This window comes from Granulicoccus phenolivorans DSM 17626 = NBRC 107789 = JCM 15570 (genome assembly GCF_000423085.1).
Lineage (GTDB): Bacteria > Actinomycetota > Actinomycetes > Propionibacteriales > Propionibacteriaceae > Granulicoccus > Granulicoccus phenolivorans.
In genome coordinates this window covers 70386-82508 of the sequence record NZ_AUHH01000017.1, presented here as the reverse complement: position 1 = coordinate 82508, position 12123 = coordinate 70386, and the positions used below count along the sequence as shown (strand labels likewise).

Annotated in this window: 14 protein-coding genes; 5 read left to right on the top strand and 9 right to left on the bottom strand. The window is 70.6% G+C overall.

Translation table 11 applies throughout. The features are described from left to right. Positions 1 to 270 precede the first annotated feature (270 nt). From G531_RS0108740 to G531_RS21490, 4 genes are read right to left on the bottom strand one after another with little or no spacing between them, the layout of a single operon-like run. The gene (locus tag G531_RS0108740) at positions 271 to 1029 is read right to left on the bottom strand and encodes a response regulator (protein WP_081683970.1); all 759 of its coding nucleotides are present in this window, start codon (positions 1027 to 1029) and stop codon (positions 271 to 273) included. After that, the gene (locus G531_RS24495; protein WP_051215271.1) at positions 1026 to 2171 is read right to left on the bottom strand and encodes a sensor histidine kinase; all 1146 of its coding nucleotides are present in this window, start codon (positions 2169 to 2171) and stop codon (positions 1026 to 1028) included. The genes G531_RS0108740 and G531_RS24495 overlap by 4 nt, the downstream gene beginning before the upstream one ends. Next, on the bottom strand, positions 2168 to 2935 hold the full coding sequence (locus tag G531_RS0108730; RefSeq protein ID WP_051215270.1) for an ABC transporter permease: 768 nt from the start codon (positions 2933 to 2935) through the stop codon (positions 2168 to 2170). Before G531_RS0108730 ends, G531_RS24495 begins: the two co-directional genes overlap by 4 nt. Further along, positions 2932 to 3894: an ABC transporter ATP-binding protein gene (locus G531_RS21490; protein WP_051215269.1), complete on the bottom strand. Its 963-nt coding sequence runs from the start codon at positions 3892 to 3894 to the stop codon at positions 2932 to 2934. The genes G531_RS0108730 and G531_RS21490 overlap by 4 nt, the downstream gene beginning before the upstream one ends. A 263-nt stretch (positions 3895 to 4157) precedes the next feature. Between G531_RS21490 and G531_RS21485 the strand changes: the two genes are divergently transcribed. Beyond that, on the top strand, positions 4158 to 5708 hold the full coding sequence (locus G531_RS21485; RefSeq protein ID WP_035758383.1) for an MFS transporter: 1551 nt from the start codon (positions 4158 to 4160) through the stop codon (positions 5706 to 5708). Between the two features lie 67 nt (positions 5709 to 5775). On the opposite strand, the gene G531_RS0108715 is transcribed toward G531_RS21485, so the two are convergent. The 3 genes from G531_RS0108715 to G531_RS21480 all read right to left on the bottom strand — a co-directional run bounded on the left by G531_RS0108715 (position 5776) and on the right by G531_RS21480 (position 7285). Continuing rightward, positions 5776 to 6102, bottom strand: a complete 327-nt coding sequence (locus tag G531_RS0108715) for a YgaP-like transmembrane domain (protein ID WP_026926955.1) — start codon at positions 6100 to 6102, stop codon at positions 5776 to 5778. Then, complete coding sequence (locus G531_RS0108710) at positions 6099 to 6476, bottom strand: thioredoxin family protein (RefSeq protein WP_026926954.1); 378 nt, start codon at positions 6474 to 6476, stop codon at positions 6099 to 6101. Before G531_RS0108710 ends, G531_RS0108715 begins: the two co-directional genes overlap by 4 nt. A 155-nt stretch (positions 6477 to 6631) precedes the next feature. Further along, the gene (locus G531_RS21480) at positions 6632 to 7285 is read right to left on the bottom strand and encodes a TetR/AcrR family transcriptional regulator (protein ID WP_051215268.1); all 654 of its coding nucleotides are present in this window, start codon (positions 7283 to 7285) and stop codon (positions 6632 to 6634) included. Between the two features lie 174 nt (positions 7286 to 7459). On the opposite strand from G531_RS21480, the gene G531_RS0108700 reads away from it, so the two are divergent. The 3 genes from G531_RS0108700 (at position 7460) to G531_RS21475 (ending at position 9373) form a co-directional block, all read left to right on the top strand. Then, the gene (locus G531_RS0108700) at positions 7460 to 8065 is read left to right on the top strand and encodes a dihydrofolate reductase family protein (protein ID WP_026926953.1); all 606 of its coding nucleotides are present in this window, start codon (positions 7460 to 7462) and stop codon (positions 8063 to 8065) included. 140 nt (positions 8066 to 8205) lie between these two features. After that, positions 8206 to 8673 (top strand): hemerythrin domain-containing protein, encoded by a 468-nt coding sequence (locus tag G531_RS0108695; protein WP_026926952.1) that lies wholly within the window; start codon positions 8206 to 8208, stop codon positions 8671 to 8673. Between the two features lie 85 nt (positions 8674 to 8758). After that, positions 8759 to 9373: a dihydrofolate reductase family protein gene (locus G531_RS21475; protein ID WP_035758380.1), complete on the top strand. Its 615-nt coding sequence runs from the start codon at positions 8759 to 8761 to the stop codon at positions 9371 to 9373. 22 nt (positions 9374 to 9395) lie between these two features. On the opposite strand, the gene G531_RS0108685 is transcribed toward G531_RS21475, so the two are convergent. Then, entirely contained in the window at positions 9396 to 10214 is an 819-nt protein-coding gene (locus G531_RS0108685; protein ID WP_026926951.1) for an alpha/beta fold hydrolase, read from the bottom strand. Between the two features lie 205 nt (positions 10215 to 10419). On the opposite strand from G531_RS0108685, the gene G531_RS0108680 reads away from it, so the two are divergent. Next, entirely contained in the window at positions 10420 to 11523 is a 1104-nt protein-coding gene (locus G531_RS0108680) for a sensor histidine kinase (RefSeq protein WP_035758379.1), read from the top strand. 2 nt (positions 11524 to 11525) lie between these two features. Here the strand turns inward: G531_RS0108680 and G531_RS0108675 are convergent, their stop codons facing one another. Further along, positions 11526 to 12122 (bottom strand): dihydrofolate reductase family protein, encoded by a 597-nt coding sequence (locus G531_RS0108675; RefSeq protein WP_051215267.1) that lies wholly within the window; start codon positions 12120 to 12122, stop codon positions 11526 to 11528. Position 12123 lies beyond the last annotated feature (1 nt).

The following is a 12123-nucleotide window of genomic DNA, read 5'->3' as shown; positions in this document are numbered from 1 at the left end:
CGGCGGTGGAGGTCGACCTGACCTCCGGCGGCGTCTCCACGGTCACCGTGACCGGTCCGGTGGATCCCGACGAGGTCCGTGCCGCCATCACGAAGGCCGGCTACCTCCCGAGGTCCTGAGCATCACGCCCCCGAGCCGCCCGGGGGCCTGCTTCGGCCTCGCCCCATCCGGTCGCGTCTGTGCCCAGCCGCAGTCCCAATCTCAGGGCCCGGTGCGGGACCCGCGAGGGCGTCAGCTCCGATCCGCATGGGCGTTCGCCGATCCCACCACTCAGCGCTGATCCAGCGCCGGTTCGTGGGGTACGCCCGGGCGTACCAGGCCGTGATCGAAGGCGAAGATCACCGCCGCGGCCCGGTCCCGCAGGTCGAGCTTGGTGAAGATGTGACCGACGTGGGTTTTGATCGTCCCTTCCGCGAGGACAAAATGGGCCGCGATCTCGGCATTGGACAGCCCGGCTCCGATCAGCGCCAGCACGTCCCTTTCCCGCGGGGTCAGCAGGTCGACCTGGGTCCCGGGGCGGACCGGGGCGATCCCTTCCCGGTACCCGAGCAGCACTCGACCGGTCACCGCCGGATCCAACCAGGCCCCGCCGGTGGCCAGCGTACGGATCGCTCGTTGCAGGTCCTCCGCCGGCGCCCCCTTGAGCAGGAAGCCGGCCACTCCCGCGCGCAGCGATCCGGCCAGGATCTCCTCGTCGTCGAAGGTGGTCAGCATCAGCACCGGGACCGCGACCCCGGCGGCGCGCAGCCGCCTGGTCGCGGCCAGACCGTCGACCCCGGGCATCCGGGCGTCCATCACCACCACGTCCGGTTCGGTCGCGGCGACGGTATCCAGGACGCCGGCCCCGTCGGCGAGTTCGCCGACGATCCGGAAGCCGTAGCGCTCCCGCAGGATGCCACGCAGGCCGGCACGGATCAGTTCCTGGTCGTCGACCACCAGCACCCGGACCGGCTGGGCCCGCCCTGCCTCGGTCGGTTCGTACGCCTCGGGCGCCTCGCTCGGTTCGTACGCCGGGTCGGGAAGCGTCATACCGGGAGCACCGCCTCGACCAGCCAGCCCGCGGCGTCCGGTCCGGCGCTGAGCTCGCCGCCGACGGCCCGGGCCCGTTCCCGCATCGCCGCGAGCCCGGTACCGCCGCCGGCGCCCGAGCCCACCGAACTGCGCAGGGGCCGGAGCCTGGCCCGGGTCGAGCCCCGCGGGCCCGCGTCCCGGACCGCGATCCGGACCTGCGGCGTCCCGACCTCCACCTCCACCCGGATCGGACCTCCGCCGTGGCGTACGGCATTGGTGAGCGATTCCTGCACGATCCGGTACGCGGTGAGCCCCCGGCCCGCACTGAGCCCGGCGGGATCACCGGCGAGACTCAGCTCGACGGCGACCCCGGCATGGCGATAGGACTCCACCAGGTCGGGCAGATCGGTCGCGGTGGGGGCCGGCCCGGCGTACGTCTCCCCGCTGGCCCGCAGCAGCCCGACCGCGGCCCGCACGTCCTCCAGGCTGGTCCGGGCCGCCTGCTCGGCCTCAGCCACGCAGTCCCGGATGGCGTCCAGATCCGCGGCGTCCGGGTCGTCGGCGAGCGCGAGCCGGGCGCTGCCCAGGTGCAGCAGGGTCACGGTGAGACTGTGGCCGACCAGATCGTGCATCTCCCGGGCGATCCGGCCGCGCTCGGCACTGCGCGCCCGCTGGGCCAGTTCCGCGTCGGCGGCCTGCAATCGCTCCCGGAGCACCCGCTCGCGCCGCGCGAACACACAGGCTCCGGCGGTGAAGCAGACCCCGGCGATCCAGGTCACCCAGCCGGGCTCGTGGCTCACCAGGGCCAATTGGACGACGAAGACCGCCACCGCCGCCCCGGCCGCGACCAGCGCCACCACCACTCGGGCCCGCAGCGCGACCCAGCCGACCAGGACGCACAGCCCGAACCAGCCCACCGTGCGGGATTCGGCGAAGCAGGCCCCGACCACGACGAACCCCGGGCCGATCAACTCTGCCGCCAGGCGTCGGCCGGTACTGCCCCGCCGCGCCGGGCCGATACTGATCCCACCGGCCAGCGCCGCCAGCAGCAGGGCGAGGGCCGGGCCCCGGCCGGCCAGGATCGCCCCTGCGCCGGTGAGAACGGCCAGGGCTGCCGGCACCAGGAGCCAGTCGGCGGCGCGAATCCGAGCGAGGGTCACAATCGGCTCCGACGCATCGCCAGGATCGTCGCCAGCACGGCGATCGCGGTCACGATCAGCAGCGGCCCGGTGCCGTCGCCCAGTCCCAGCCAGGGATCGCGGATCGAGCGGTTGACCAGGGCCAGCGGCAGGTGCTCGGCGATGGCTCGCATCACCGGCGGCATCACGAACGTCGGCGGCCCACCGACCCCCAGCAGCAGCGACGGGAAGTACAGCAGCAGCCCGATCGCCTGCGCCGCCCGGGCGGACGGCAGCACCGTCCCCAGCAGTACGCCGATGCTGACGAACGCGATGGCCCCGACCAGCATGCCGACACCCACGCGTACCGGATCCTGCACCGCGGGTACGCCGTACACCGGCGCGGCCACCAGGAGCAACGCCACCCCGGCCACCGCGACGGCGATCAGCCCCAGGGCCTGCTCGGCCAGGGCGAAGGACCAGCGCGGGAACCCGGCCGCAGCGAATCGCCGCAGTACGCCGCGCTCCCGATAGGACGCGATGTGCACCGGCAGCAGCACCAGACCGGTGGCCCCGATCATCACGGTGAAGTACGAGGCGATGTACCAGTGCGACGGATTCAGCGGGAAGCCATGGGCGGGTCTGGTGCCGAAGGCGCCCCCGACCACCAGCATTGCCACGATCGGAAATGCCAGGGTGAAGGTCAGGGTGAACGGGTCGCGGGCGACCAGGCGCAGTTCCTGCACCAGCAGCCGGCGGGTCACTCCGGCCCCGGCCCGGGGTCGATCCAGCGTCGTGGTCGTCATGCCGCCACCGCCGTCCGGTCCGGCTCGGTGAGCAGGCTGAGCAGTGCCCCTTCGAGGTCGGGCAGTGCCACGTCGAGGTCGTCCGGGATCGGGTCGGGTCGACCGGTCAGCCAGGCCCCGACATGTGCGATCGCGGGCCGCCCGCCGCGTACGGTAACGGTGTGCTCGGCGTGGGTGACCGATTGCACCGCCGGGAGTCGGTTGAGTTGCTGCAACGCGGCCGCGGTCGTGGCGTTGTCCAGCCGGGGCAGGCCGAAGCGAATGATGGCATGTCCGCCGTGGCGGGCAATGAGTTCGGCCGGTGTCCCCCGGTCCAGGATCCGCCCGGCCTTCATCACGACCACCCGGTTGCACAGGGCCTCGGCCTCGGCCACCTCGTGGGTCACCAGCAGGACGGTCACGCCGCTGTCGCGCAGTTGTGCCACGGCCGCCCGAACACTGCGTCGGGCGGCGGGATCCAGCCCCTGGGTCAGTTCGTCCAGGATCACCAGCCGGGGCCGGTTCAGCAGGGCGAGCACCAGGAACAGCCGCTGCCGTTCCCCGCCGCTGAGCGCCGCGTAGGCGGTGCGGGCCCGGGCGGCGATGCCGAAGCGTTCCAGCAGCGGACCGGGTTCCTGGGCGCCGGGTCCGGCGAACAACTCCACCGCCTCGCCGACCCGGATCCGATCGGGGAGCCCGGAATCCTGCAACTGGCTGCCCAGTTGGGCGCGCAGGAGCGGCCCGTCCCGGGCGGGGTCCAGGCCCAGCACCCGGATCTTCCCGGCATCGGGGCGACGCAGGCCCTGGAGGCATTCGACCGCGGTCGTCTTTCCGGCGCCGTTGGCTCCGATCAGGCCGACGATCTCGCCGGGAAACACGTCCAGATCGACGTGGTCGACGACGACCCGGCCGGCGTACGCCTTGGTCAGCCCACGGACACTGATCACGGCCTCGGGCGCAGTCCCGGAAATCGATTCCATGCCCTCCAGCACACCCGATGGGGCCGGGTCACGGCGTCGCCACCCGGACGGATCTTCAGCTCTGCCCGTGGTCGGAGTCGCCCGTCGGCACGGCAGGGCCGCGGCGTCGGCCGGCGCGGGAGCAGCCACGGGGACCACCCGCCTTTCCTGGGGCGAGGATTCCCTTTCAGATTAACTCGTACATTGCTGTTCAACAAGAGGGTTGACCTGCTCGGCAGAGCTGTCTTGACTTCAAGTTAAGGTGAAGTTGGAAGCTCGAGAGCATGACCGACTCGACTGCCCACGCCGTCGCCGAGACCGCAGCTCGCCATGTCGGGGGCCGCAAGTGGTTCGCCCTCACCGTCCTGGCCCTGCCCGCCCTGCTGGCTTCCCTGGAACTGACGATCACCAACTTGGCACTGCCCTCGATTGCTCGCGACCTGCCCGCCACCAGTGGTCAGCTGCTGTGGACCGTCGACATCTACGCCTTTGTGCTGGCGGGATGTCTCATCCTGATGGGTGCCTGGGGTGATCGGGTCGGGCCCCGACGAGTTCTGCTGGTCGGCGCTGCCGGCTACGGATGTGCGTCGTTGCTGGCGGCGTACGCGGGCAGCATTGAAGTGCTGATCGCCGCCCGGGCACTGATGGGGGTGGCCGGGGCGACTCTGATGCCCTCCATCCTGTCGCTGATCGCCGGTCTGTTCGTCGACCCGAAGCAGCGGGCCACCGCGATCGCCGCCATTGTCGCCACGATTTCCGGGGGCACGGCGCTGGGGCCGCTGGTCGGCGGGTGGTTGTTGGATCACTTCCGGTGGGGTTCGGTCTTCCTGCTGGCGGTCCCGGTGATTGTGGTGACCCTGGTTGCGGTCCCGCTGGTGGTGCCCGGGCGCAGTGGTGCACGGGGCGGCCGGCTGGACGTCCCGAGCGCCCTGCTGTCGATCGCGGCCATCCTGGCAGTGGTCCAGGGCATCAAACAGATGCTCACTCTCGGGTGGTCCTGGTGGGCCGCGGTGGCGGTATTGGCCGGCGTGCTGCTGGCGGGCGCGTTCGTCGCACGGCAGCGGCGGCTGGCCGCGCCGCTGGTGGATCTCTCCCTGTTCGGAAACCGCACGTTCGCCCTGGCCGGCGCCAGTCTCGGGCTCGGCATCTTCGTGCTGTGGGGGTCCAATTATGCGATCGCGCAGTACCTGCAACTCGTGCTGGGCCTGTCGCCGTTGACCGCCGGGCTGTGGACCGCCCCCTCGGCGCTCGGTGTGATCCTCGGTTCGAGCGTGGCGCCGCACCTTGCGCGACACGTGCGGCCCATGCTGATCATTGCTATCGGCCTGCTCGTCACCGGGGCGGGGTACCTGATTCTGACCCGGGTCGGTGGAACGGGCAGTCTGCCGATCCTGATCGGCGGGGCTCTCATCGTGTCGGCCGGCCTCGGCCCACTGATGGCACTGTCGAATGACTTGATGATCGGGGCCGCACCGCCGCACCGCTCCGGCCGAGCAGCGGCGGTAGCCAGCACGATCTCGCAGCTGGGCGGCGCCCTCGGCATCGCCCTGCTGGGCGGCGTTATCACCGCCACCTACCGCTTCCGAGTCGCGGGAACCGTCCCCGGCGATACGTCGCCGGCCGTGGTCGCGTTGTTCGAGGAGAACCTGAGTGCGGCCGGCCGGGCCGCCGCGCCGGTGCCGGCGCCGCTGGCTGACGACCTGCTCGGCCGGGCCCGGGAGGCGTTCACCGACGGATTCCAGGTGGCGGCGGGCCTCAGCGCGCTCCTGGTGATCGCCGCCGCGTCACTGCTGTTGTTGTTCGGCCGGCCCCGACCGCAGCGCGGGGCCACGTGAGCCCCTCGGGGTCACGCCGGACGGAGCGGCCCGGCCCACTGCACCGGGTCGGGGTGCTCCGGGTGTTTCACCGCACGTCGGCCGAATCCCGCCGCACCCAACAGCCGCGCTGCTCGACATTCGCGGTCGTGGGGGCGGAGCTGGGGGTGGACAGGTCGACGACCTTGCGGGCGTCGTCGAAGCCGAACGAGGTCGGTTCCTGCTTCCCGCGGAGCTGTAGCGGGTTCGTCAGGCAGGCGCCGGTGACCGCACTGACGGCAATGCCGATCGCAATGACTGCGGCCGCGATGCCGAGGACCGGAGCGGTCGGCAGGGTGCTCACCGCGTAGGCCACCATGAAGAGCGCGACGATCCCCCGCACGACGCGTTGGGTCCGGCTGGACGCGCAGGTCATCGCGACGTCTCCGGGGCACTCTGGGCAGCCACCTGGGCCCGGACCTCGTCCATGTCCAGGCCGCGGACGGCGTCGATCACCTGGTCCAGTGTGGCTGCGTTGAGGGCACCCGGCTGCGCAAAAACCAGGATGCCGTCCCGGAACGCCATCAGGGTCGGGATCGACGTGATGCCGAATCCGGCGGCAAGTTCCTGCTCGGCCTCGGTATCGACCTTGCCGAACACGATGTCCGGGTGCTTCTCCGCCGCCTTCTCGAAGACTGGTGCGAACCTGCGGCACGGTCCGCACCACGCCGCCCAGAAGTCCAGCAGGACGATCCCGCCCGCACTGATTGTCGGTTCGAGGGTGTTCAGGGTGATCTGCCGTGTGGTCATGGCTGGAATTATACCCCTGGGGGTATGTAGTGGATGGCCTCACCGTCGTTCTCGGTGCAGCAGAATCTCGACCGCTGCACCCCGAATCGCGCTGACTGGGAGAAACAGATTTCACGAGACCCGCGCATCGAAATCTGCTGCACCGAAAACGACGATCATGTCTGGTGACTACTCGGTTCGACCGGGTTCTGACGTCCGGTCCCCGCCTGCGCCAGCACGCCGGCGGTGATGTCGTCGACGACGCGCTCGCCCAGCTGCTCGAGCACTTCCGCGGACTCGGCGCGCAGCGGGCCGTGCACTGCCAACTCGGCGAACCCATGGACCGTCGACCAGCAGGACCACACCGCCCCCGCCCGGCGGGCCGGGGCCAGTACTCCCGCCGCAACGAGGGAATCCAGGGCGTGATGCAGCAGGGTCAGTGGCGGCGGAATCCGCCCGTCGGGCCGGTCCACCCCGTCGGGGGTGAAGAACGCCAATTGGAACCAGCCGGGCTCGGTGAGAGCGAACCCCACGTAGCCCAGGCCGACGCCCCGAAGTTCGGCGACCGCACGGACGGCCGGGCCCCCCGTGGCGGCCGACATTTTCGCGCGCATGGCCGTGGCCATCCGGTCTTGGATCTCGGCGGCAACCGCGGCCAGCAGTGCACCGTGATTGGCGAAATGTCGATAGGCCGCGTTCGGCGAAACGCCGATCCGCCGCGCGGCCTCGCGCAGGCTCAGTGCCGACGGCCCGCCCTGGCGGGTGAGTTCCAGCCCGGTGGTGATCAGGGCTGCCCGCAGATCGCCGTGGTGGTAGTTGCCCGGGGACATCAGACCTCCTCGCTCGAGCCATTGACTCTGTCCGTCCGATCAACTTACCGTAGATGTTAACACCGTGAACATTCGCGGTGGAACCGTCCGGCAGGTTGCATCACAACGCAGTGAAGAGGACACCATGGCCGCAAGCACGTACGACCCGAACAAGACCGGAGAGGTGTGACTGCCATGTCAGAACTTCTCGTCGACTTCATCACCACCCTCGACGGCTACGCCTCCGGAGACGGCTGGCCGGGGTTCTGGGGTCTGGAGGGCCCGGAGTACCTCGGCTGGCTCGGGGAGCAGCCCGAAGTCACCTATCTGATGGGCGCCAACACCTATCGGCTGATGTCCGGCTTTGCCGCCGGCGAGATTCCCGGTGACCAGGACGCGTTCACCGCCGACGAAGAAGCATCGGTCGACGGACTCACCCAGGCGCCCAAGGTGGTCTTCTCCGCGTCACTCGAAGCACCCCTGACCTGGGCCAACTCCACCCTGATCCGCGAGGACGCCGTCGAGACGGTCCGGGCGATGAAGCAGAACGGCTCCCGGCTGCTCTGTACGCTCGGCAGCCTCAGCCTGTGCCGATCCCTGCTCCGGGCCGGACTCGTGGACCGATTCCGGGTCGGCATCTTCCCGGTGATCACCGGGGCCACCGGTGACGAACGGATCTATGACGGCTACCCCGACGTGGCCCTCGAGATGATCGATCACCGAACCCTCGACGGCCGCATCCAGATCGTCGAGTATCGGCCGACCGTGCTGACGCGCCCGCCGCTGGGCGGCCCGGCGTGACCCGAGGCACCGGGTTTGCACCGCGCAGATCGCCACGTACCGTGGTGGGAGCGTCGCGTGCCGGTGGCAGCCAGTGTCAGGCATGGAGGCGCCGAACCCGAAGGAGCGTGACGCCATGGCGTCTGTCCCTTCGCCCTCCCGTGACTGAGGGCGACCCGACCAGGCTGGTGGCCTGGAGTCAAGAACTGCGCACCGTCCACGAACGCCTGCGCGAAGCGCTGCAGGTGACCCGGGACGCGGTCGCGGCAGGAGAATCCGCCGAACCCGCTGCACGGGAGTTGCTGCTGTACTGCCGCGGCTTCTGCAGGGCGCTGACCGATCACCACCTCGGCGAGGACCGGCTGCTGTTCCCGGCGATCGCCGAGGCCCACCCCGGGTTGCAGGAGACCCTGCGGTACCTGATGCAGGACCATTCGATGATCGCCTACCTGGTGACCGCCGTCCAGGAGGCCCTCGGCCGGGCCTCCGGCCGGGAGATCGACCGGCATCTCGAGGGGATCGCGGCGATCATGGAAAGTCATTTCGCCTACGAGGAGCGGCAACTCCTCACCGTGCTCGACGCGCTGGCCCTGTCCGCCGATCCCGCCACGGTGCTCGGGCCGCTGTGAGCACAAGGCCCGCCGGAACATCACCCATCCCCATCGAGGCAAGAGCCGCCGCCCCACATCGGGCGGCGGCCGGAAGGAAGGAATCATGGGCAAGGTCGCCTGGGGATTCACCTGTTCGATCGACGGTTTCATCGCCGGTCCCGACCACGACATGAGTTGGCTGTCCACCGCCGAGGACATCGACAGCGACATCACCGTACGCCTGGCCGAGGCGGTCGGGGCCATTCTGTCCGGACGCCGGGGCTACGACGCGGCGCTGGCCCAGCGGGGCGTACGCGACGATCTCACCTCCGAGGCCTACGGCGGGGCCTGGACCGGGATCGAGTTCGTCCTCACCCACCGCCCCGAGGAACTCGCGAACGATCCCCGCGTCATCACGCCGGGCAGCCCCGGACCCGGGCTCGTTCCGCTGACCTGCGACATCGCCGAGGCAATCCGGATCGGCAAACAGGCCGCCGGGGAGAAGGACCTGCAGATCATCAGTGCCGATCTCGCCCGGCAGGCCCTCGAACTCGACCTGATCGATGAGTTGCAGGTGTTCGTCGCCCCGGTGTTTCTCGGCGACGGGGTGCGCATCTTCGATGTGCCCGGCGGCCGGCGGTACGAGTGGGAGCTGGTCGACATCTACCCGGGGGCCGAACGCAGTTTCGGGCGTACCTATCGACCCAAGCATGCGCAATCCCCCGCACCTGCCGACTGATCGGTCCCGCACCGCCGGTGGCTCAGCCGGGGCGCTGTACCAGGTCCCGCAGGTGCCGCGCCAATACGTGCGGCTGGTCCAGCGGGACCAGCGTGGCCGCGTCGGGGATGTGGACCAGGACCGCCTGCGGCAGCAACTCGGCCAGCCGGACGCCGTGCTCGGCGGGCATCATCCGGTCCTGTTCGGCCCAGGCGATGAGCACCGGGCCGGTGAACTCCCCCACGCCGCTGGACCAGTCCCGGGTCGCCGGGATCGGGAAGCGGGCGCTGAACCGCCGCAGATCCTCGCGGATCCGCGGATCGCGCGACGGTTCGAACCAGCGCTGCAGCCGGCCGTCGGCGATTGGATGCGCCGCCATCTCGCCGGCCAGCCGCCGGCGCACCGGGCGCAGCTTGGTCAGTTGGGCCTGGAGGGCCAGCCCGCCGGGAAGGCGGGCCAGCCGCGCCAGCGCTCGTCCCGGAGCACCGGCCGGCACGTTGTCGAACGCCTCACAGGCCACCAGGGCCAGGCGGGTGATGCGGTCGGCCAGACCCAGCTCGACGAAGATCTGGGCCCCACCCCAGTCATTGAGCACCAGGGTCACCTCGGGCAGGTCGAGGGCCGCCAGCAGCGCCCCGACCAACCGGGTGAGCGACTCATTGGTGAGGTCGTCGGGAACCGGATAGCGGTGCGCCCCCATCGGCAGCGTCGGGGCGATGCAACGCAGCTCGGGCAGCAGGTCGATCACGTCGTCCCAGATGCTGGCGTCCAGCATCGGTCCGTGCAGCAGCACCAGCACCGGCCCGTCGCCGCCGCTGTCGGTGTACTCCAGGGTGGCCGTGGGCAGCTCGATCACAGGCATCGGAATCCTCCTCGGTCGGATGTACGCCGGCGCGGTTCCGGGCGGCGTACCCGGTGGGCGCTCTGCCCACCCTTCGACGCTCCCACGCCCCGGCCGGGCCCGCGTCCGACGTCGGACGGCGCTGCGACTACGCCCCGTGACGTAGCTGTGGACCCCCGGCCCCGCGGCCATTGGAACGCCCCGACCGAGGTGTCAGCATGGAGTGGTGACGCGCAGTCGGCGGGAACTGATCGGGGACGCGGTCCGGACAGCGGTGCTGCTGGTCCTCGGCGTGGGCACCCTGCCCTTCCTGCCGCTGTGGGGTGATCAGACCCGACCGGTCGACGGGTGGGCGTACGCCCTGGTGACGCTGACCGCACTCGCCGCCGGGGTGCGGGCCCGACCGATCGGATCCTTCGCGGCGACGGTGCTGCTGACCTCGCTGTATCTGTGGCTGGGCTACCCGTACGGCCCCATGCTGGTGTGTCTGGCGGTCGCCACCTACACCCTGGCCCGGCAGGTACGCCTGCGCCCGGCCCTGCTCACCGGGACGATCGCGCTGCCCCTGCTGCTGTCCCATCTGCTGGCCAAGGGACCCGTGGACGGCGTGCTGGCGCTGATCCCCGGGGCGGCCTGGCTGGTGGTGCCGTTCAGCATCGGGGTCACCCGCCGGCTCACCGTGGAGGCCGCGCAGCGTCAGCGCGCCGACGCCGAGCGGCGGGTGCTGAACGACGAGCGGGTACGGCTGGCCTCCGAGGTCCACGACATCGTCGGACACGGCCTCGCCGCGATCCAGATGCAGGCCGATATCGCCCGCCATGTCCGCACGCGCAAGCCGGAGCAGGCCGACATCGCTCTGGCGGCGATCAGCCGGACCAGCGCCGAGGCCCTGGCCGAGCTGCGGACGACCCTGGCCACGATCGCGCCCGACGGCATCACCCGCAGCGATGCGCTCGCGCCGGTCCCGGGGATGCGCCGGCTCGGCGACCTGTGTGCCCGGATGCGGGAGTCCGGCATCGAGGTCGACCTGAGCATCAGCGGGCAGCGGCGTACGCTCGCCCCGGCGGTCGACCTCGCGGCGTACCGGGTGATCCAGGAAGCACTCACCAACGTCGCCAAGCATGCCAGCGACCGGTCCGCCGCGGTCCGGGTCGGGTACGGCACCGAGGAGTTGACCATCGAAGTGGTCAATGCCGCCGCTTCGAACCGCGACCTGCAGGAGGGTTTCGGCATCGCCGGGATGCGGCGGCGGGTGCACGACGTCGACGGGTCGATCACGATCGACCCGTCGCAGCAGCAGTTTCGAGTAGCGGTGTCCCTCCCGGCGTAACCTCAGCGCCGCCGGTAGGTGGTGAGCAGCGTGCTGTCGCCGAACACGGTCGCCTCGGTCAGCCGCCAGGCCGACTTGTCCGGGGTCGGTCCCCACAGCGTGCGGCCATGACCGAGGATGATCGGGCTGACCATCAGGTGGATCTCATCGACCAGATCCGCGGCGAGCAGGCCGTGGGCCAATTGAATGCTGCCGGCGACCGAGATCTCGCCGGAGATCTCGCTCTTGAGCCGGGTCACCTCCGCGACCAGGTCGCCCGAAAGCACCGTGGTGTTGGCCCATTCGGGGGCGGTGAGCGTACCGGAGACCACGTACTTGGGCATGGTGTTGTACTTCTCGGCGAGCGGACCCTGCTCGTGCGGCCAGGCCTCGGCGAAGCCCTGGTAGGTCTTGCGGCCCAGCAACAGGGCGGCGGAGTTCAGCGCCTCGTCCTGCTTGAACCGCTCTCCGTCGGGGCCCCGGTCGAAGGCGAAGCTCCAGTCGGGATATTTGAAGTCCTCACCGCCGGGCGCCTCCACGACGCCGTCGATCGAGATGAACTCGGTGAGTACGACCCGTCCCGGATTCTCGGGAGTGGGTGCCGGATCAGCGTTGGTCATG

Excerpts from the sequence above, each read along its gene's own strand:
- G531_RS21490 (WP_051215269.1), bottom strand. The coding sequence starts at position 3,894 with ATGGAATCGATTTCCGGGACTGCGCCCGAGGCCGTGATCAGTGTCCGT.
- G531_RS21475 (WP_035758380.1), top strand. The coding sequence starts at position 8,759 with ATGGGCAAGGTCGCCTGGGGATTCACCTGTTCGATCGACGGTTTCATC.
- G531_RS21485 (WP_035758383.1), top strand. The coding sequence starts at position 4,158 with ATGACCGACTCGACTGCCCACGCCGTCGCCGAGACCGCAGCTCGCCAT.
- G531_RS0108700 (WP_026926953.1), top strand. The coding sequence starts at position 7,460 with ATGTCAGAACTTCTCGTCGACTTCATCACCACCCTCGACGGCTACGCC.
- G531_RS0108675 (WP_051215267.1), bottom strand. The coding sequence starts at position 12,122 with ATGACCAACGCTGATCCGGCACCCACTCCCGAGAATCCGGGACGGGTC.
- G531_RS0108740 (WP_081683970.1), bottom strand. The coding sequence starts at position 1,029 with ATGACGCTTCCCGACCCGGCGTACGAACCGAGCGAGGCGCCCGAGGCG.
- G531_RS0108715 (WP_026926955.1), bottom strand. The coding sequence starts at position 6,102 with ATGACCTGCGCGTCCAGCCGGACCCAACGCGTCGTGCGGGGGATCGTC.
- G531_RS0108730 (WP_051215270.1), bottom strand. The coding sequence starts at position 2,935 with ATGACGACCACGACGCTGGATCGACCCCGGGCCGGGGCCGGAGTGACC.
- G531_RS0108710 (WP_026926954.1), bottom strand. The coding sequence starts at position 6,476 with ATGACCACACGGCAGATCACCCTGAACACCCTCGAACCGACAATCAGT.
- G531_RS0108685 (WP_026926951.1), bottom strand. The coding sequence starts at position 10,214 with ATGCCTGTGATCGAGCTGCCCACGGCCACCCTGGAGTACACCGACAGC.
- G531_RS21480 (WP_051215268.1), bottom strand. The coding sequence starts at position 7,285 with ATGTCCCCGGGCAACTACCACCACGGCGATCTGCGGGCAGCCCTGATC.